20 protein-coding genes and 1 pseudogene are annotated in these 19,277 nt (G+C 54.5%); 15 read left to right on the top strand and 6 right to left on the bottom strand.

Annotated features, from left to right (window positions below):
* The 6 genes and pseudogenes from ACZ1HV_RS05480 (at position 1) to ACZ1HV_RS05455 (ending at position 6,443) form a co-directional block, all read left to right on the top strand.
* Complete coding sequence (locus ACZ1HV_RS05480; protein WP_298814910.1) at positions 1-612, top strand: riboflavin synthase; 612 nt, start codon at positions 1-3, stop codon at positions 610-612.
* A gap of 160 nt (positions 613-772) precedes the next feature.
* On the top strand, positions 773-1,222 hold the full coding sequence (gene ribH, locus ACZ1HV_RS05475) for a 6,7-dimethyl-8-ribityllumazine synthase (protein WP_298958049.1): 450 nt from the start codon (positions 773-775) through the stop codon (positions 1,220-1,222).
* 3 nt (positions 1,223-1,225) lie between these two features.
* Complete coding sequence (gene nusB / locus ACZ1HV_RS05470; protein ID WP_298814904.1) at positions 1,226-1,747, top strand: transcription antitermination factor NusB; 522 nt, start codon at positions 1,226-1,228, stop codon at positions 1,745-1,747.
* Positions 1,748-1,749: 2 nt separating this feature from the next.
* Positions 1,750-2,763: a thiamine-phosphate kinase gene (thiL, locus tag ACZ1HV_RS05465; protein WP_472717544.1), complete on the top strand. Its 1,014-nt coding sequence runs from the start codon at positions 1,750-1,752 to the stop codon at positions 2,761-2,763.
* A 101-nt stretch (positions 2,764-2,864) separates the two neighbouring features.
* Positions 2,865-4,087, top strand: a pseudogene (locus ACZ1HV_RS05460) (MFS transporter).
* Positions 4,088-4,304: 217 nt separating this feature from the next.
* Complete coding sequence (locus tag ACZ1HV_RS05455; RefSeq protein WP_298814894.1) at positions 4,305-6,443, top strand: sodium-translocating pyrophosphatase; 2,139 nt, start codon at positions 4,305-4,307, stop codon at positions 6,441-6,443.
* 70 nt (positions 6,444-6,513) lie between these two features.
* Here ACZ1HV_RS05455 and ACZ1HV_RS05450 read toward each other — a convergent pair whose 3' ends face one another.
* The gene (locus tag ACZ1HV_RS05450) at positions 6,514-6,951 is read right to left on the bottom strand and encodes an outer membrane protein assembly factor BamE (RefSeq protein ID WP_265681224.1); all 438 of its coding nucleotides are present in this window, start codon (positions 6,949-6,951) and stop codon (positions 6,514-6,516) included.
* Between the two features lie 110 nt (positions 6,952-7,061).
* On the opposite strand from ACZ1HV_RS05450, the gene ACZ1HV_RS05445 reads away from it, so the two are divergent.
* From ACZ1HV_RS05445 to ACZ1HV_RS05420, 6 genes are all read left to right on the top strand, one after another.
* Positions 7,062-7,610 carry a ubiquinol-cytochrome C chaperone family protein gene (locus ACZ1HV_RS05445; protein ID WP_472717543.1) on the top strand — a complete coding sequence of 183 codons (549 nt, stop codon included), beginning with the start codon at positions 7,062-7,064 and terminating at the stop codon, positions 7,608-7,610.
* A 58-nt stretch (positions 7,611-7,668) separates the two neighbouring features.
* Positions 7,669-8,244, top strand: a complete 576-nt coding sequence (locus tag ACZ1HV_RS05440) for a YceD family protein (protein WP_298982461.1) — start codon at positions 7,669-7,671, stop codon at positions 8,242-8,244.
* 224 nt (positions 8,245-8,468) lie between these two features.
* Positions 8,469-9,533, top strand: a complete 1,065-nt coding sequence (plsX, locus tag ACZ1HV_RS05435; protein ID WP_298814873.1) for a phosphate acyltransferase PlsX — start codon at positions 8,469-8,471, stop codon at positions 9,531-9,533.
* The gene (locus ACZ1HV_RS05430) at positions 9,530-10,507 is read left to right on the top strand and encodes a beta-ketoacyl-ACP synthase III (protein ID WP_298814870.1); all 978 of its coding nucleotides are present in this window, start codon (positions 9,530-9,532) and stop codon (positions 10,505-10,507) included. The genes plsX and ACZ1HV_RS05430 overlap by 4 nt, the downstream gene beginning before the upstream one ends.
* Positions 10,508-10,650: 143 nt before the next feature.
* A complete protein-coding gene (locus ACZ1HV_RS05425) occupies positions 10,651-10,965 on the top strand; it encodes an integration host factor subunit alpha (RefSeq protein WP_023003819.1) in 315 nt (104 codons plus the stop codon).
* 14 nt (positions 10,966-10,979) lie between these two features.
* Positions 10,980-11,588, top strand: coding sequence for a MerR family transcriptional regulator (locus ACZ1HV_RS05420; RefSeq protein WP_298814865.1), 609 nt, complete (start codon positions 10,980-10,982; stop codon positions 11,586-11,588).
* Positions 11,589-11,609: 21 nt separating this feature from the next.
* Here ACZ1HV_RS05420 and ACZ1HV_RS05415 read toward each other — a convergent pair whose 3' ends face one another.
* From ACZ1HV_RS05415 to ACZ1HV_RS05405, 3 genes are all read right to left on the bottom strand, one after another.
* Positions 11,610-12,920: a hypothetical protein gene (locus ACZ1HV_RS05415; protein ID WP_472717542.1), complete on the bottom strand. Its 1,311-nt coding sequence runs from the start codon at positions 12,918-12,920 to the stop codon at positions 11,610-11,612.
* Between the two features lie 95 nt (positions 12,921-13,015).
* Positions 13,016-14,215: a glycerophosphodiester phosphodiesterase family protein gene (locus ACZ1HV_RS05410; RefSeq protein ID WP_472717541.1), complete on the bottom strand. Its 1,200-nt coding sequence runs from the start codon at positions 14,213-14,215 to the stop codon at positions 13,016-13,018.
* Between the two features lie 79 nt (positions 14,216-14,294).
* Entirely contained in the window at positions 14,295-15,530 is a 1,236-nt protein-coding gene (locus ACZ1HV_RS05405; protein WP_298814856.1) for a cytochrome P450, read from the bottom strand.
* 280 nt (positions 15,531-15,810) lie between these two features.
* On the opposite strand from ACZ1HV_RS05405, the gene ACZ1HV_RS05400 reads away from it, so the two are divergent.
* The 3 genes from ACZ1HV_RS05400 to ACZ1HV_RS05390 all read left to right on the top strand — a co-directional run bounded on the left by ACZ1HV_RS05400 (position 15,811) and on the right by ACZ1HV_RS05390 (position 17,108).
* Complete coding sequence (locus tag ACZ1HV_RS05400; RefSeq protein ID WP_298814854.1) at positions 15,811-15,999, top strand: hypothetical protein; 189 nt, start codon at positions 15,811-15,813, stop codon at positions 15,997-15,999.
* 325 nt (positions 16,000-16,324) lie between these two features.
* Positions 16,325-16,663 (top strand): ArsR/SmtB family transcription factor, encoded by a 339-nt coding sequence (locus tag ACZ1HV_RS05395; RefSeq protein ID WP_472717540.1) that lies wholly within the window; start codon positions 16,325-16,327, stop codon positions 16,661-16,663.
* Positions 16,653-17,108, top strand: a complete 456-nt coding sequence (locus ACZ1HV_RS05390) for an SRPBCC family protein (protein ID WP_298958038.1) — start codon at positions 16,653-16,655, stop codon at positions 17,106-17,108. The genes ACZ1HV_RS05395 and ACZ1HV_RS05390 overlap by 11 nt, the downstream gene beginning before the upstream one ends.
* Before the next feature lie 120 nt (positions 17,109-17,228).
* On the opposite strand, the gene ACZ1HV_RS05385 is transcribed toward ACZ1HV_RS05390, so the two are convergent.
* Both ACZ1HV_RS05385 and ACZ1HV_RS05380 read right to left on the bottom strand, forming a co-directional pair.
* Positions 17,229-18,296 carry an ROK family transcriptional regulator gene (locus ACZ1HV_RS05385; RefSeq protein ID WP_472718403.1) on the bottom strand — a complete coding sequence of 356 codons (1,068 nt, stop codon included), beginning with the start codon at positions 18,294-18,296 and terminating at the stop codon, positions 17,229-17,231.
* Positions 18,297-18,444: 148 nt separating this feature from the next.
* Positions 18,445-19,098, bottom strand: a complete 654-nt coding sequence (locus ACZ1HV_RS05380; protein ID WP_298958036.1) for an SGNH/GDSL hydrolase family protein — start codon at positions 19,096-19,098, stop codon at positions 18,445-18,447.
* Between the last annotated feature and the right edge of the window lie 179 nt (positions 19,099-19,277).

Here is a 19,277-nt window from a genome sequence, read left to right as displayed (position 1 = left end):
ATGTTTACCGGCATTGTGACCGACCTTGGCGAAATTCTCTCAGTTGAAGATGTTCCAGCCGGCAAGCAGACACGGATACGGACCACATACGACACGCACACGTTTGACATTGGAGCGTCGATATCCTGTTCGGGTGTCTGTCATACGGTGACAGCAAAACAAAACTCTTCAGACGGCAATTGGTTTGAAGTTGTTTCGGCAGCAGAAACTCTTGCGCTTACGAATGTGTCAGCGTGGACCGCTGGCCAGAAGATCAACCTTGAGCGATCGCTGACCCTTGGCGCAGAACTCGGCGGTCATTTGGTGCTGGGTCATGTTGACGGACTTGCAACCGTCACAAAGCGGGAAAATCACCCCGAAAGCGTCTATTTTCAGTTTGAGGCGTCTGGGGAGACCGCGCCATTCATTGCCAAGAAAGGGTCGGTTGCACTTGATGGAACTTCGTTGACTGTCAATGAGGTTGATGGGCTACTGTTTTCAGTATTTCTCATTCCGCATACGCTCGAAGTGACCACTTGGTCCGAACGCCAGGTCGGCGACAAGATCAATCTGGAAGTTGATATGATGGCGCGCTATGCAGCGCGTCTTGCGGAATTCTCCAAGACCGGGTAGGGGACGGACCTAATACCTTCTTAAAAGAACTGTTCTTCCCTGATTGCGAGTGTCCGGCGGCGCAGATTTCGCCAGGTTTTCGCGATCATGCTCGAATGAGACTGGACAAACCGGGGCAGACATGGTTCCTGTCGCGGCCTTATAAAGGATTGTACGACCCATGAGCGCTGCAAAGAAACTTCTGATCATCGAAGCCCGCTTCTACGACGATCTTGCCGATGCGCTCGCCGAGGGTGCCATAAAGACGATTGAGGCGGCTGGTGCCACCTATGACAGGGTTGCGGTTCCAGGTGTCCTGGAAATTCCGGCAGCTCTGTCCATGGCCATGACTGCAATGGAGAACGACGGCGTTCTTTATGACGGTTTCGTGCTTCTTGGCGTGGTGATCCGCGGGGAAACCACACATTATGACATCGTCGCCAATGAATCGAACCGAGTGATCATGGATCTGATCGTCGATGCTGATCTTGCAGTCGGAAACGGGATTTTGACCGTTGAAAACAACGATCAGGCGTGGGCGCGTGCAAAAGTAGACGACAAGAACAAAGGCGGAGCTGCAGCTCAGGCGGCCCTGGACATGATCGCCCTGCGTGAACGCCTCGGAGTATAACGAATGACCGGAAAGGCTGACCCGGAAAACCCGGCTGCCAAAACTGTGCGCCCTGCGAACAAGCGGGGCGTTGCCCGGCTGGCTGCCGTCCAGGCTCTGTACCAGATGGAGGTGGGCGGGGCCCCCCTGACCAGTGTGATCAGCGAGTTCACAGCTTTTCGACTGGGCAAGGAAATTGACGGTGCGCAATACCGTGATGCCGATGAACAATGGTTCAAGCAAATCGTTGCCGGTGTCGTTGAAGACCAGAAGTTCCTCGATCCTTTCATTCATACAGCGCTCACTGAAGACTGGCCGCTGAAACGCATCGACAGCCTTTTACGTGCAATATTGAGATCCGGTTCTTATGAGCTTCTGCGCCGGAAGGATGTGCCGCCGAAGGTGATCATTTCTGAATATATCGACGTTGCCAAAGCCTTTTTCGAGGACGATGAACCGGGTCTCGTCAATGGCGTTCTCGACCGTCTGGCGCATGAGCTGCGAGATGCTGAGTTCGGCGACAAAAAGGCTGATGGTGCCGTCTGACGATGAACGCGGATCGGCCTGGCGAGTTTGATCTCATCAGGGAGTTTTTCGCTCCGCTGGCAAAAGATCCGGGAAGTCTGGGCCTGACCGACGACGCGGCCGTGCTGACACCGCGCGCAGGTTCTGATCTTGTGCTCACCAAAGACATGCTTGCCGCAGATGTTCATTTTTTCTCCGAAGATCCGCCGGAAGCAATTGCTGCAAAGGCATTGAGGGTCAATCTCTCTGATTTGGCCGCGAAAGGGGCAAAACCCCGCGGCTACTTGATGGGTCTTGCTTTGCCGTCCGACTGGTCGACCGACTGGCTGGAACGCTTTTGCAGTGGGCTCGCAGACGACCAGAAGGCTTATGACTTCAAACTCTTAGGGGGCGACACGATCCGCTCTTCCGGTGGATTGCTGGTCTCCATTACCGCACTGGGTGAGGTGCCTTCCGGAAAGGCTGTTCGCCGCACGGGTGCGCATCCGGGTGACCTACTTTTCGTAACCGGCACGATCGGCGATGCGGCGGCAGGACTTCAGGTGCGGCTGGATCCGGCGTTTGGACAAGAACGCCTATTATCGGCTGCTGATAGCCAATATCTGTGCGATCGATATTTGTTGCCGAGGCCGAGAACAGCCCTGGCACCCGTTCTGCTTGAATACGCAAATGCAGCCATGGATGTTTCCGATGGTCTGATTGCCGATTGCGGTCATCTGGGACGAGCGTCCGACGTCGACATTGTGCTCGATTTGGACAAGGTGCCGGTATCGCGGGCGATTGAGAGGATAAAAGCAAACTCGCAAGACGATTTCCTGCGCTGCGTTGACGGGGGCGACGACTACGAAATCCTCGCATGTGTCTCTGAAGAAAATGCCGGGCAGTTTTCAAATCAGGCCGCTGCGGCGAACTGTCCGGTGACATTGATCGGTCGTGCCGGTCCGGGAACAGGAATTGTTACGGTGACAAAAAAGGAAGCCCTCTTCACCTGGATGAACCGGGCGGTTTCCGCCATTTTTGATCCGGTCATCATCTGATCCTGGAAATGTGATCCTGCATATGGCTTTGTGTTCGGCCGCGCTCATGTTACCGGTTGATTCCTGCCTTTTTTGACTATCTGAAACCAGAGACTTGAGCCATGACCGCCGCTCTGACGGAAGCCTTTGTTGATGACCGATTGGCCAAGCGCAACGCTTTGTTGCTTGCCCTTGCACAAGCTGTCGGAGGTGCTTCGGCTTCGATCGTGATCGCCACAGGCCCGCTTGTCGGGTACATGATGCTGGACGAAGACAAGTCCCTGGCAACCTTGCCCGTATCAACCATGGTTCTCGGCACAGCGTTCGGTACCATCCCTGCCGGCATGATCATGCGACGTTACGGGCGCCGTGCGGGTTTTGCAGGCGCTTCTCTTCTTGGTGTCCTTGCAGGCCTGCTGGCCTCATTTGCAGTGTTCAGAGACAGTTTCCTGCTGTTTTCCTTAGCCTGCTGTCTGGGGGCTTTACCGGTGCATTTGTCCAGCAGTACAGGTTCGCGGCCGCAGATACGGCAAGCAATGCATTCAAACCCAAAGCAATATCCTGGGTGTTGGCAGGCGGTGTCCTGGCCGGAATTGTCGGGCCTCAAACTGTCATCGCCACCAAGGACCTTTTCTCACCAATTCTTTTTGCCGGGACCTACCTTGCACAGGCAGGCCTCGCGCTTGTTGCCTTTGTCCTGGTTCTATTCATCAAGATCCCAAAACCGCCCCGGATCAGTCATGCCCAGGCGGGCGGTCGTCCCCTTCTTGAGATCATGGCGCAGCGCCGCTTCATAGTCGCTGCTGCTTGCGGGATTTGTTCTTATGCTCTGATGAGCCTCGTGATGACGGCAACGCCCCTTGCCATGATTGCCTGCGGCCTGACGGAGACCGACGCGGCGCTAGGTATCCAGTGGCACGTGTTGGCGATGTTCGGCCCGAGTTTCTTCACCGGCAGTCTGATCGCGCGCTACGGCAAGGAAAGGGTCGTTTCCATAGGCCTTGCGCTTCTTGCCGGGTGTTCGGTCGTAGCGTTGATGGGTATTGAACTGACGCACTTCTGGACCGCTCTTGTCCTTTTGGGACTGGGCTGGAACTTCGGTTTCATTGGCGCAACAGCAATGCTCACCGAAGCCTATCGGCCCGAAGAACGCAATATGGTGCAGGCCGCAAACGACTTTCTGGTTTTCGGATTCGTAGCTGCGGCGTCGTTTTCTTCCGGTGCACTGCTTAACGCCTTCGGCTGGGGCACCGTCAATATTCTGGTCTTTCCATTTGTGGCACTTTGTCTCGGTTTGCTGGGTTGGCTCGTCTGGGCTGAAAGAAAAGAAGTTACAACCGCTTAAAGTCGTTGCGAAAATTCATTTCGTCATTGCAGCATAAATACCGCACTGCACCAAACAATACCGCAACGGAAGTACCGAATTAAACAATGTGAGAGCTTGACGAAGCGCTCCGCTTTGCTGCTATCGTGTCGATGCTTCACGCTGCGGAAATGGCGTGAATTGCGGTACGGCGAAAAAACAACAAGAAAATCATGCCGCCACAGTCTTGGGAGGAAGTATGATCGAGCTTGTCGTCATCATTTTTTGTGGTCTCTTGTCCATCGCCTATGGCGCTTGGGCCATTCAGTCCGTTATGGCGGCGGACGCGGGAAATGCCCGTATGCAGGAGATCGCGGAAGCGATCCAGGAAGGAGCCAGCGCATATCTCAACAGGCAATACACTACGATCGCGATCGTTGGTGCGGTTGTTTTTGTACTTGTTTGGATACTGCTTTCCGGACCTGCGGCAATCGGGTTTGCCATTGGCGCCATCCTCTCCGGCGCAGCTGGTTACATCGGCATGATGGTTTCCGTGCGGGCGAATGTCCGCACTGCTCAAGCAGCAAGCCAAAGCCTAGGGGCAGGGTTGGAAATTGCGTTCAAGGCCGGTGCTGTCACCGGCCTTTTGGTTGCCGGCCTCGCGCTGCTGGGTGTTGCCGTCTACTTTACAATTCTGACAGGCCCGATGGGCTATGCAGAGTCAGACAGAACCGTGATCGATGCTCTGGTGGCCCTTGGCTTCGGTGCCTCTCTTATCTCGATATTTGCGCGTCTCGGCGGCGGTATCTTCACCAAGGGTGCTGACGTTGGCGGAGACCTCGTTGGTAAGGTAGAAGCCGGAATCCCAGAGGACGATCCCCGCAACCCTGCTACCATTGCGGACAACGTCGGCGACAATGTCGGTGACTGTGCCGGCATGGCTGCTGACTTGTTCGAAACCTATGCGGTTACCGTTGTCGCCACCATGGTTCTGGCGTCGATCTTCTTCACCGGCGCCCAGGCAGTTGAGTTGATGCTGTTGCCGCTCCTTATTGGCGCCAGCTGTGTGGTCACCTCCATCATCGGCACGTTCTTCGTCAAGCTTGGCGAAAACAACTCGATCATGGGGGCCCTCTACAAGGGCTTCATTGCAACTTCGGTCCTGTCGGCAGTCGCACTTGCGGTGATCATTTTTGGCTGGCTTGGTGGCAGCACCGAATACACGACCTCAGGCGGAACAACCTTCTCCGGCTTTGATCTGTTCGTGTGCGGCGTTGTGGGGCTGATTGTTACCGGCCTGATCATCTGGGTGACCGAGTATTATACGGGCACTGAGTATCGCCCGGTGAAATCCATCGCACAGGCTTCGGTTACAGGTCACGGCACCAATGTCATTCAGGGGCTAGCGGTTTCGCTCGAGGCAACAGCCCTTCCGGCAATCATAATTATTGCCGGTATTTTGGTGACCTTCTCCTTTGCCGGATTGTTCGGCATCGCAATCGCGGTGACGACGATGCTTGCTCTGGCAGGCATGGTTGTTGCCCTTGATGCGTTTGGTCCGGTGACTGACAATGCCGGTGGTATTGCTGAAATGGCTGACCTGCCTGCTGAAGTCCGCACAACGACGGATGCGCTCGACGCTGTCGGCAACACCACAAAGGCAGTCACCAAGGGCTACGCAATCGGTTCTGCCGGTCTCGGTGCCCTGGTGTTGTTTGCCGCCTACACGGAAGATTTGAAATTCTTCTCTGCCAATGCGCAAGAAGGATCGATCTTCTACGGCATTGATGTCAGCACGCTGTTCACGCTCTCCAACCCTTATGTCGTCGCCGGTCTTCTGTTCGGTGGACTGCTGCCATATCTCTTCGGTGGCATTTCAATGACGGCTGTGGGCCGGGCTGCCGGGGCAGTTGTGGAAGAGGTCCGCCGTCAGTTCAAGGAAAAGCCGGGTATCATGCAGGGTACGGAGCGGCCGGACTATGGCCGGGCGGTGGATATGCTCACGAAGGCAGCCATTCGGGAAATGATCATTCCCTCGCTGCTTCCCGTGCTGTCACCGATCGTGGTCTTCTTCGTGGTGCGGGCGGTGGCAACCCCGGCGGATGCGTTTGCAGCCCTCGGTGCCATGCTGCTTGGCGTGATTGTCACTGGACTGTTCGTGGCGATATCGATGACCGCCGGTGGCGGTGCATGGGACAACGCGAAGAAGTCGTTTGAAGACGGTTTCACCGACAAGGACGGCGTGACCCACGAAAAGGGCAGTGACGCGCACAAGGCATCGGTAACCGGCGATACAGTTGGTGATCCTTACAAGGACACTGCCGGCCCGGCGGTGAACCCGATGATCAAAATCACCAACATCATGGCACTGTTGCTGTTGGCGATCCTCGCGCATTGAGGATAGCGAAATGAAAAGAGAAAACCCCGGCCTGTCAGGCCGGGGTTTTTGTTTGAGCCACTGAAATAGGTCAGAGACTGAAGTTCGGGTTTGTCGCGCCGCGCAGGATCTGGGTCAGGAAGCCATAGTCGGCACCGCCTGTCCGCGTCTTGCGGGTCACGATATCGACGATCTTGCCGTCTTCGAGGGAGTAGTTGCCCATGTCTTTGACGAAACCGTCCTCATCGAAATAGACCGCCACGACGCGCTGTTCGACGATATCGGGGGCCATGAAGGCCGTGGTCGCGGTCTTCTGGGAAATATAGTAGTAGGCATCGCCCGCAAGGCTCGACGTTGTGGAGGGTGAGCCGAGGACCAGTTCAACCTGTTCACGGCTGGAGCCGACCTGCACCTGGCTCATCATGTCGCTTGTGATGACATGACCATGCGTGTAGGTGGTCGTGAAACATCCGCCGAGAGGCAGTGTTACAAGAAGCGGAAGGATCAGGGCGCCTGCCTTGAAGTTCATTTAAGAAGTCCCATCTTGCCAGATCTGCTGGCTTCCTTGAATTTCGTTGCTTGGCAAATTCACTATCGTGGGATAGGGCACAAGGCAACACTTGGTTTTATGGAGACGTCATGCTTTTTGGGCTGTTCCGCCGCCGTTCCCGCGATGCCGAGCACAAGGTTTATTGTGAAATCGTGGCTCAAGCGCGGCAACCGGTCTTTTATTCAGGGTTACTTGTCCCCGATACTGTGGATGGCCGATTTGACATGATCGTTGCTCATGCAGTGCTGTATTTCCGCCGTATGCGGGGCGAGGGCGCTGATGTGGCGGAATTTGCGCAAAACGTCTTTGATCTGTTTTTTCAGGATATGGATGCGTCTCTGAGAGAGATGGGCGTAAGCGACACACGCGTTCCCAAAAAAGTGAAAGTGATGGGCGAGGCTTTCTATGGCCGGGCGGATGCTTATATCTCCGCCATCGATAGTGGCAATGTTGCCGAACTTGCTGACGCTATCGGGCGCAATATTTTCACAGAAGATGCGCAGCCGGTCGCTCAAAAGAGACTTGCTGCCTATGTTCTGGAGGCTGCGAGGCTGTTAAACGAACAGTCTGCGCAGGATCTTATGCGCACCGATGTTCGCTGGCCAGATCCAAATGCCTTCAAGACCTTGCCAGTCTGAAATCCTGTTTCGAAAAGAAACACAACATAGGCCAAACGCAAAAATTAGAAGAAGAACAATGGCACAGAACAGTTTTCCCTATTCCTTCAAGGTGAATGCAAGCAAGGTGGTCGACAAGGACCAGTCGGTGGTCGTGAAGCCGGATCAGGCTGAGTTGGCCGCCATTGCCAAAACCTATGAACTGGATGGGATTGAAACACTCAAGGCAGATTTCACTCTCAAGCCCTACAGAAAAGCCGGATTGCGGGTGGTCGGGCCAATATCGGCAACTGTGACACAAACCTGTGTGGTAACGCTTGAACCCTTCCAAAGCAGTCTCAAGCTGGACGTGGACCGTACGTTCGAGCCACACTCGACCCGGGCACGCAAGGCTCGAGATCTGAATGACGACGGCGAAATCGAAATAGACTTGGAATCGCTCGATCCACCCGACGTGATCGAGGATGGTGTGCTTGATCTGGGTGGGGTCATCTGCGAGGAGCTTGCCCTGTCACTGGATCCTTTTCCGCGTCGTCCAGGCGTAGAGTTTGAAACCGGGGAGGAGGAGGCCCCAGACGCCGGTGAACAGGCAGAGGAAAAGCCCTCGCCATTTGCCGCCCTTCAGGCACTGAAGGACAACCCGGCCGACAAATGATCGTGCCGTAACTCACGCCGGTCGGTGTGGACCCTCTGGCTGGGTGAGCGGGTTTTCAACGTCAGTTCGGTGCACGTTCATTAAAACGGTTGTCAGTCTTGCCAAAACCGTTATGTTCGCGCCCGTTCTTGGCACTCCTGTCTGGGCCTCTGTCGTGGTGGCAGGACTATGGGGGGCGCCATCCGGTGCTGTTCTTGGTAGCGAAACGTCAAAAGACATTCTAGATGGCGAAAACTATACCGATTTCCCTGGACGCCATGGGCGGCGATAACGGGGCCGAGGTTGTCATTCCCGGCGCCGAGATCGCGCTTGTCCGGCATCCTGATATTCATTTCATCCTGTATGGCAATGAAAAGGTCATCGGTCCGCTCCTCGAAGAGTATCCGCGCGTTCGCGACGCTTCGACTTTTCATCATTGCGACGTTTCCATCGCCATGGACACAAAGCCGAGCCAGGCGCTGCGCCAAGGCCGCTGGAGGTCTTCCATGTGGCGGTCGATCGAGGCTGTCAAACAGGGCGAAGCCTCAGTTGCCGTGTCTGCCGGCAATACCGGTGCATTGATGGCAATGTCCAAATTTTGCCTGCGTACGATGGCAAACATCGAGCGGCCCGCAATTGCGGCGATATGGCCGACGACACGCGGTGAGTCCGTTGTGCTGGATGTGGGGGCCACGATTGGCGCTGATGCTCAACAGCTCATTGATTTCGCCATTTTGGGCGGTGCGATGGCGCGTGCCCTGTTCGGGGTGCAACGCCCCAGCGTTGGCCTTCTCAATATAGGTGTTGAAGAGGTGAAGGGGCTCGAAGAGGTCCGCACCGCAGGACGTCTGTTGCGGGAAACGCCTCTGCGCTCACTCGAATACGCTGGCTTCGTCGAGGGTGATGACCTCGGTAAAGGGACCGTGGATGTCGTCGTGACGGAAGGCTTTGCCGGCAACATCGCATTGAAGACAGCAGAAGGTACGGCCAAACAGATCGGCAGTTACTTGCGTTCGGCTATGAATCGGACCTTTATGTCCAAAATTGGTTATCTCTTCGCCAAAGGCGCCTTTGACCTGCTGCGCGAGAAAATGGATCCGCGCAAGGTCAATGGTGGTGTGTTCCTGGGATTGAACGGCATTGTGATCAAAAGCCATGGCGGCACGGATGCCGAGGGCTATGCCTCGGCGATCGATCTGGCCTATGACATGGTTAAAAATGAACTGACTCACAAGATCGCTCAGGATCTTGTGCACTACCATCGGGGTCGCTTCGCTGAAGACGGGCCCACATCGGAAGGTGATTTGTGAGCGTTATCCGTTCGACCGTGACCGGCTGTGGCAGTTTCCTGCCGGAAAAGATCCTGACCAACGACGACCTTTCAAAGATGGTCGATACCTCAGACGATTGGATCGTACAGCGTACCGGCATCAAACAACGGCACGTAGCGGCCGAAGGGCAGGTGACGTCCGACCTTGCACTCGGTGCTGCAAAAAGAGCCCTTGAGCATGCAGGTCTTGATGCACAGGACATCGACACGATCATTCTTGCCACGGCAACGCCCGACAACACGTTTCCTGCAACGGCGGTGACCGTTCAAAGCGGTCTTGGCATTTACCACGGTGCTGCCTTTGATATTCATGCTGTCTGCTCGGGTTTTGTCTATGCCCTCACGACAGCTGATGCCTATATCCGGTCCGGATTGGCAAAGCGGTGTCTTGTGATCGGTGCGGAAACTTTTTCCAGGATACTTGATTGGACCGATCGCACCACCTGCGTGCTTTTTGGCGACGGGGCAGGTGCTGTCGTGGTCGAAGCTGAAGAGTGCGCCGGAACCAATGCAGACCGTGGAATTCTCACGTCGCATCTGCGCTCGGATGGGCGTCACAAGGAAAAGCTGTTTGTCGATGGAGGTCCTTCGGCAACGCAAACGGTTGGACACTTGCGCATGGAAGGCCGCGAAGTCTTCAAACATGCGGTTGGCATGATCACCGATGTGATTGAGGACGCTTACAAGGCGACAGGATTGTCCTCTGATGATCTGGATTGGTTCATACCGCACCAGGCCAACAAACGCATCATTGATGCCAGTGCGAAGAAACTGAATATCGCGCCTGAGAAAGTGGTGACAACGGTACAGCTGCACGGCAACACGTCTGCCGCATCCATACCTTTGGCCTTGGATACGGCCGTTCGGGACGGACGTGTCAAAAAGAACGATCTTTTGATGTTGGAGGCGATGGGCGGCGGTTTTACCTGGGGTTCGGTCCTGCTGCGCTGGTAGTCGGTCTTCATTCAAAAAACGACAAATGCGATCTTGTTAAGGAGTTCCGGTTGACCGGCTCGCCTTGAGGCCGTACCGTATGGCCTTGCATCGAAGTTCTCTTGCAAAATCAGCCAGATCACTGGCGTCCTTGAGGAGGGGTTATGGGCAACCGGACTATTACCCGCGCGGATTTGTGCGAAGCCGTTTATCAAAAAGTCGGGCTTTCGCGCACCGAATCTTCTGAATTGGTCGAACGTGTACTTTCTGAAATTTCTGACTGTCTTGTGACGGGAGAATCGGTAAAATTATCAAGCTTCGGGTCATTTGTGGTCCGCTCCAAAGGGGAGCGTATCGGCCGCAATCCGAAGACTGGCGAGGAAGTACCGATTTCACCGCGCCGAGTGATGGTGTTTAAACCGTCCAATGTATTGAAGCAGCGGATCAATGATGCGCTGACAGGACAGGCCAGTAAATAACCAAAAAAGACCGGATGAGCTCGCAGGATAAAAGCCCAGACGCTTTTCGTACCATTAGCGAAGTCGCAGAAGACCTTGATTTGCCGCAGCATGTGCTGCGCTTTTGGGAGACCCGATTCTCGCAGATCAAGCCGCTAAAACGAGGTGGTGGGCGCCGCTATTACCGGCCTGACGATGTGGAGCTCTTAAAAGGCATCCGGCATCTGCTCTATGGCGAGGGGTACACCATCAAAGGTGTCCAGCGCATTTTGAAGGAGCAGGGACCGCGTTTCGTTATGCAGGCCTGGCAGGAAGACATCGCGCAGATCCATATGGAACCGGAGGCTGTTGAACCTGTCTCTGCAGCGCCTGAGGCGTCTTCGTCACCGACGCCTGAGTACACTGACAATGGGTATGGACCTCAGGAGAAGTTGCCGAGCGGTCTGTTGCCGGATGATGCCCCCGAAACGGATACGGGTTCACAATCCGGCGGTCTGAACATTCTGGGTCGACTGCGAGGCGAAAAGCCTGCTGCAAGTGCCCCGGCCGGCAAAGCTTCCGTCACCAAAGAGGACATCAGGCGCCTGCAGGCAACGCTCTTTGAACTGCTGGAATGCAAGCGCACGCTCGATCAGGCGCGATAAGTCTTAGCGTTCCGCATAGGTCTAAGACTTCTGAAACTTGCCCAGAAATTTTTGCAAAAAACTTGTTTTTTGGAACCTTTCCGGCTCACCGGCAACTTGAGCTTGGCGGGCAAATTCTCTGAGTTCACTCATTGACGGGCGCGATGAAGGAGGCACCCTCTTACGAGGGGTTCCGGTTAGGCCGGTCTCGCGAACATCGTCACGCCATGCCGTCTCGTCAGAGGATTGCACGGCAGTTTTGTCGTGGTGTTTTTGTTCCGGCTCGGACGCACCCGCACTATCTGGGTTTTGCGGAGAAGATTTTTTGACTTCATACAGGCGCTGTAAGATCGCAGCGTCTACCGGATCGTCAGGATCCAGGTCGCTGACGTCGACATCGCTGATTTTTGACGACTGGATTTCGCCGCTTTCATCGTATTGATTCTGGATCGTTGGACGATCACCGCCTGAGATGCCAAGTTCGGCACTGGATTGCACACATAGGACAATGCGGTCCGGGAAATCTTCGTCTGTTTTTTCGTAAGTGATTCTGATCTTTTCATCAGCGGTCATGCCAAAGACGTCGCCATCGGGGAAGACTTCTTCGCGCTGATAGCAAAATCCAACGAATGCGAGAAGGTTGGAGACCATGTATTCCGGCGGCAGGGTGCACGGATCGAATTGCAGCTGATAGCCGATCAGATATTCAGAACCCGCTGCAGCGACCCCGATAGCCCTTTTGTCTGACACGGACTGAATCGGAGAATAGAAATGAGAGCGGATGAATAGAGTGGTCGGATTGTCATCGGTCGCGAAATTGCAGAAGGTCTTTACCGGTAACAAATAGCTGTTTGGTCCCCAAAACACACCCTTGCACGGCGTTTTCAAGCCTATCTGAGCTGCGAGCATTTTGGTCAGGTCCATGGCGAACCTGGTCTTTTTGCTGTCGCAGAAAGCCTCGAAATCAGGCCCCATCACTTTGGCAATGTTTTCGGGCAGGTCGACGCCGCCCATACCAAACTTGCGTACGGAAATGCTCGTGACGGCGTGGCATTGCTCAATGACCTCGGGAGCGTCTGAAAAGACGTTTTGGGTCATCAGATCACTTGTTGAACCGGTAAGGTGGGTCTTCTGGGTAAGCGGCAAACTTTGCGTGACCATGATCTGCATGTCACCGAACAACATGTAGATGTCCGCCTCCGTGCTGGTCACCATAAGCCGGCAAGCAACCGGGTCGAGCCCGAAATGCCCGATCGTCTTCCTAATGAGCGTTTGAACCGCGTCGCTGTCGAGCGGTGCATAAGTTTCATACAGCAGCTGACAATCGACACTGCGCAACGGATGGGTTTTCAAGGCCGCCCCCAATTGAATTGCTACGGGGTTAGGTCTAACGACAAACGGTAAACGCGGCCTTGCAACGCAAAATTGAATTTGCCCTATCTGCGCATTTAGTTGAGACCCATGCAGGATGCGTAGAAACTGGTGGTTGCTGGCCAATCCGAGAAGATACCCTTCACGCCAACATCCTTTGCCAGAACATCCACGACTTCCAGCATGTCACCGTCTGACTTGATCACGTCGCTGACGGTCTGATAGTACCACCCGCCGCCCGTGTTCAGCGGTCCTGAACGCTCCAGCGTCCAGGTGATGAGGTCCAATCCGGCGTCTTTTGCGGCTTTCGCATAAGCTGATGGAACTATTTTGCCGTCTTCGACGCTCATAAGCACAAAGAGCGGCGGTGCGATGTAGTTCACGCCCTTGTCCTTCAGTTCCTGCATCGAGGGAGAAAATGTCGACGGATCCTGTGGATTGACGTCGCGCCGGCCATCCAGGAACACCGCCTGTTTGCCGAATTCCGGTTCGTTTTCGATCCAGTAAAGCACGTCATCGAGACGGAAGGACTGTGCAAAGACATCTTCGGGTGGAACACCAGCTTCCTTGTAGTCGTCGATCAGCTTCTGTGCGTAGTCTGCTTGTGAAAAACCGTCATGGGGCATGTCAATCTTCGGCGACTTCAGTTCCGGCGTGAATTTGACACCGAGGTCCTTGAATAGGGCGATGGATTCAGCGTGGGTCATCAATGTGCCGGTCGCCCCGTAAAGCTCCGTCCTCCACGAAGCCGTGCCGTTCATGTAGTCTTCAACCGACTGTGCCTGCTTGTCGGCACTGTCCATTTTCCCCTTCAGGGACTTGAATTCAGCTAAACTGATATCCGAAGTTCTGCATTCGGCGGACGCGGGATCGCCGCCGCTGGCCGGTTCAAATCCAGAGGTGCACTTGGCTGCAAGGTTCGTCGCAAGAATGTTGGTCGTGGTATGCAAATCGTTCTGGGAGTGACGGCAAACCAATTCCTTGTCTGCGGTAAAGGTCACGTCGCATTCCAGCACACCCGCGCCCATCAGCGCAGCGGCTCGGTATCCTTCTTCGGTGTGCTCGGGAAATTGCAGCGGTGCGCCTCGGTGACTGATGGAAAAGAGCGACGGCTTTGCAGGTTTGCCGATGCAGGCGGCGAGCTTGTCTTTCAACGGGCCGGCGTTCATTTGAGAAACGAGATAGGCAGGTCGTGGTCCCAGATCGACACCTTCAGCAAATGCTGTCGCGCCAAAGCCGAAGCCGAGAAGGATCGAAAGTGAGAGACTGATACGCATGGTCTTTATCCCGGTTCTTGAATCAAATTCTTAAGTGGCTTCAGAAGATATTTTAGGTCAGTAGGTTATCAGGAAAAGGTCAAGCTGGCTTCCAGGCAACTTTGAGAGCCTGCGGACCCCGGACGGACAGTCCGCGTTTGTATTTGGGTGCCTCTTCTGCCAGCTCAACGGATCGAAAACGTTTCAACAGCGTTGAAAAGATGATGTCCATATCCAGCCGCGCCAGATGATTGCCCAGACAAAAATGTGCACCTCTGCCAAAAGCGGTGTGCCAGTTGGGGGAGCGTCCGACGTCGAAGATGTCTGCATTCGGAAATTGTCGCGGATCTCTGTTGGCAGCACCGTAAAGCACACCGAACTTCGTACCCCGGGGATACGTGCTGCCGCACACATTCATCTCCTTGGTCGAATAGCGATGAAAGAAGGGCAGGGGCGATTCATACCGGAACATTTCCTGCACAGCCGTCTTCATGATGCCGGGCTCCTTGCGCATGCGCTGCATTTCCGTTGGAAATTTCAAAAGCGCATGCAAGCCGGAACCGAGTACATCAATTGTCGATCCGTGGCCTGCCATCAGGATCAGCATGGCAGTGGAAAAGAACTCGTCGTGGTTCATGTGCCCTTCGCGTTCAGCCTGTATCATCACGGACAGCAGATCGTCCCTGGGCACCGCCTCACGTTCAGTTTTCAGCTTCAGCAGGTACTCGTAAAACTCGGTCGTATTGCGTTCCGCGAGTTCCTTGCGTTCATCGGACCGTTCAATATCGAAAAACTGCACGATGTTTTCCGACCAGATCCGCAGTTGCGGGCAGTCCTCGTCGGGAACTCCGATGATCCGTCCAATCACATGGCCGGGCACATGGGCGGCAAGATCGGCAACAAAGTCGACTTCGCTGTGATCCTGTAACCCGTCGTAGAGGCTGTCCACATAGGCCTGTATCTCATCCCGCAGCTTGCCCACCATGACAGGTGTAAACAGCTTGAACACCTGCTTGCGCAATCTGTCATGAATTTCACCGTCACTGTCCAGCAACGAGAATTGCACGAAACGGGAATGATGGGGCATGTCGTGCCAGTTACCGGCTCGCTTTTGCGCCGATATCTCTTCCGGACTGGCAACATGCTCCATGGATCGGACCATATCGTCATGCATGACGATTTCCATGACATCTTCAAAACGTGCGGCAAGCCAGACATCAAAGTCTTCGTAATAGGTCAAACCCTCGCTTTCACGCAGAGCCTCGTAGGTCGGATAGGGGTCTTGCGCAAAGGCGTCTGACAGTGGCTCAAAGGAAAGGTCTGTGGACGGGGGCATCAGGCACTCATGAGAAGCCGCTCATTGCGGTAAAATTGTGATTCTTGGCAGGGTCGAAGATTTGGCTGGCCAAGTGCAAGCAAAATCCGCTGTCAGTCTGCCGATATCAGCAAATTTCAGCGATTTTCAGCAATTGGTGCTTGAGGCTTGGGGATAGCGAGGAAAGGGCAAAACTGACGATACCCGCCTGAGGGCCGGGTTCTTAACGATTGTGAAATCGCGAAATGGCGGCAGACGCTTTTGGAAGGCCCCATTGCAAGCTGGAGTGCGTGAGATCGACATGAAAGTGCCGAAGGCGTTCATCAACGAGTATCAGACCTTCTTGAAGGAGACCGGGTTCGACAATCAGAACCCGCAGGCGCTCTTGATGGAACTCGCCTCGCTCAGCATGGAAGTCTACCTGAAGGAAATAGCCTGGCTGTCGGATTTCATAGGCCGGATCAGGAAAGCCAATCGCGAGGCTGCTTGAACAACAGCGCGCCAACGCCAGCGCAAAAGTTCACTTCTTATCATAGCGACGCCAACTGCTCTCGTTTCGCCGAACTTCTAGGGAAACGGCATGAGATTGCTATCGACGTATTCTGATGCTTCTCATGTCTGAATTCGAGTTGTATAGATCGCAGTTATAAGGGCCGCGCTTACCAAGCGCTCATTGACACGCTCACGCGATGCTGTGTGAGGTCCTGAGAAACGCTCCGGTCTCTGCCGCAAACGTCTTTGGTTTTCTGCATTCAAAATCTATTGGTTTTGGCACGAGTGTTGACTTGATCGAGAAAATTCATAACCATATTGTTATGGATTCGAAAAACCTTGATCTCGTATTTTCAGCGCTCTCTGACGCGACACGCCGGGGAATTCTGGCCAGTCTGGCTTCGGGAGAGCGGACAGTGCACGAACTGACATCCGACTTCGACATTTCGCAGCCCGCAGTGTCTCGGCACCTGCGCGTGCTGGATAGCGCGGGGCTTGTCAGGCGAGAAAAGCGGGGACGAGAGACCATTGTTACGGCCGCCACGGAAACTGCAGCTGAAGCTGCGCACTGGCTGACGGATTACGTGGATTTCTGGACCGCGCATTTTGATCACATGGACGTCATTCTGACAAAGCAAAGGGAGCGACCAGATGGCCGTTGAAACAAGCTTTTCCGACAACATACTGACGATTACCAAGGAGTTTCCTCAACCGATCGAGGCAGTCTTCGATGCTTGGATTGACGCGGCAAAAACAACGCATTGGTGGGGTTGTGCAAATACGACCAGGGTTGTTTCCACAGTCGAGCCCAAAGTGGAAGGCGCTTATCGGCACACAATGTCCATTGAAGGCGTCGGAGATCATACGATCGAAGGCACACTGATCGACTATGATCCGCCAAACAAATTGGCATACACAATCCCGGCAAATGACTTTGCGCCCGAAATGCTTGTCTCGGTGAGTTTTGAACAGACCGGAAAGGGGACGCGGGTCGTTCTCAAGCAGTCGGAAATTGGCGGTGGCCTGAAAGACGTGGTCGCAGCCGGATGGACGGCATCGTTTGAGAGGCTTGAAGCTTTTTTCGAGGGTCAACGGCGGGTGGCGTGACTGTGTCTCACCCTACCGAATGCGCAAAAGAATGGTCTTTTGTCTATACCAATCTGGTCTGTTTGAGGTCAGGATACACGCACATTTGCCGTTGGAAATGGAATGATTTGCCAAATGGGCCTAAGGGCTTTCCGCAGTGAACCTGGAATGGATCGGCAGGGTTGCCGCTCCGTAGGCAAGCGCATTCGGCCCAAACTGGCTTCCAGTTACCGATAGATCGTCCGAGACCTTCAGTTTCAAATCAGACACCAGCACATCGGTGATCGATTTTGGCACCGGGGCCGACACAATCAATTCAGAGACCTTTGCGAACGTGCCGAGGCTCTGAACGAGACTGCCCAGCTTTTCGACGACTGTACCACGCCACTGGCTGACAGCCGGATCGTCGTCTTGCGCGCCAGACGCGATTGCGTCATGCGTCAATTGCCAAGCTTTGCTGTCGCAAATGGAAATCTGCGGAGTTGCGCCTGTATAGATGCGGCCACCAAGAATTAGCCGAGGTTTCAGGTCCTCACAGACGTAACAGAAAAGCAGATCGTCAATCCGTTTGGCCTGACCGAACAAGGTCTCCGCACTGGCGGTCGCGGTTATGTCGTTCTGGATGAACACCTCAAAACCAGTATGCGCGCGCAAATCTTCTTCAAAGTCATGTGCAAGAACTGCTTGTTCCTCAGGTCCGCCGGCCTCAAAACGCCCGGGAAGTGTGAGGCCAACTCCTGCAATAAGCGCTCTTTGCTCAGCACCCAGTTCCGACAACAAAGCGTCGACTGTTCCGGTCAGCGTGTCTTGCACCGTCTGTACATCAAGCACAGCTAAGGGGCTGCGGCTTTGAGCGACCGGCTCACCGACGAAGTTTATGATGGTCGCCTCGATTGCATGACGGTCAACATGAAGCCCGATTGAAAAAGCCCCATTTGGGTTCAAGCTGATTGGCGTGGTCGGAGGCCCGATCCGTCCGCGGACCGCTTCGCCTTTACTGACCAGATTGTCACGTTCAAGAGCTCTGACGATGACAGATATCGTCTGCGCGGACAGCCCACTTTCCTGTCCGAGCTGGAGCCGAGTCATGCCCTCATGCTGCAAGAGAAGGGACATGATCAATCGTTCGTTGAAGCTGCGCGCCAAAACCTGATTCATACCGCCTGGGTGTTCTGCGACACGAACAGTTGGTGGCGGGGCAAAACGCATATCCGGCAAAAGTACAGCCTCCGGCTTTCAAGTCAGGGTCAGCGATGCTCACCTCGTGTTCGAGGCACGGCTTCACGTTATGGGTTATCACGTTTGGGCGTCGGGAACCGGATGCGTATATCTTGTCCGGAAATTAATTCCTCATGGTTTAGTCATTTTGCTCCGGCCAGCCAATGGCCGCGATCTCTTCAGCAATGGCGTGGCCCAAGTCCTTGTGGGCCTGAACGTCGAGATGAAAGCCGTCCTCATCACTTGAGTTGACGACAAGACCCGCATTGAAGAAATGCACTTCATGTGCTTCGGCAATACGTTCATATTCACGTGCCAGCGCACGCGATTTTTCCTGTGCACCGAGAAACACATCCGACCATTCTTTCAGATCAAGGGCTGTTGGCGGCGGTGCGACAATCAGTATTTCAGGGATCTTCCCATCGACACCGGCAGGCATGGATTTGATGTCGCTGACCAACGCTCCGACACCCATGGCGATTTCACCCGGGGTCTTGTTGAAGCGCACCTTCAGGTCGTTGGTGCCGAGCATGATGATGATCAGATCAAGTGGCTTGTGGCTCATGATGCAAGGCCGAAGATAGGTTCGGCCATTCTTCTCAGAGCCCTCAATCTCGTCATCACTGACGGTGGTTCTGCCACTCAAACCTTCTTCGATTACAAGCCACTCGTTGCCGATGAGGCCGCGTAGAACTCCCGGCCACCTGACATCATGCGGATATCGGTCATCTGGTTTGTTCGCGGTCGTTTGTCCGTACGTGTTGGAATCTCCGTAACACAACACTGATCGCATACAACCTCCACAAGGTGTCTTTATTTTCAACAAGATAGGCAGTCAGATCGTGAGTGCCAACGTGATCCAGCCTAGAAGCGGATCTTCCAATGGTCAATAGTAATTCATCGTGAATAATTATTGACAAGGGCGTATTTTCCGTGCTCATCATGATGAACAGACACACGGATCCGGTCAAA

The sequence above is a fragment of the Roseibium sp. JB4-4 genome, assembly GCF_055693425.1.
Note: the sequence above shows the minus strand (reverse complement) of the source record. Positions and strands in the feature narration are given on the sequence as shown.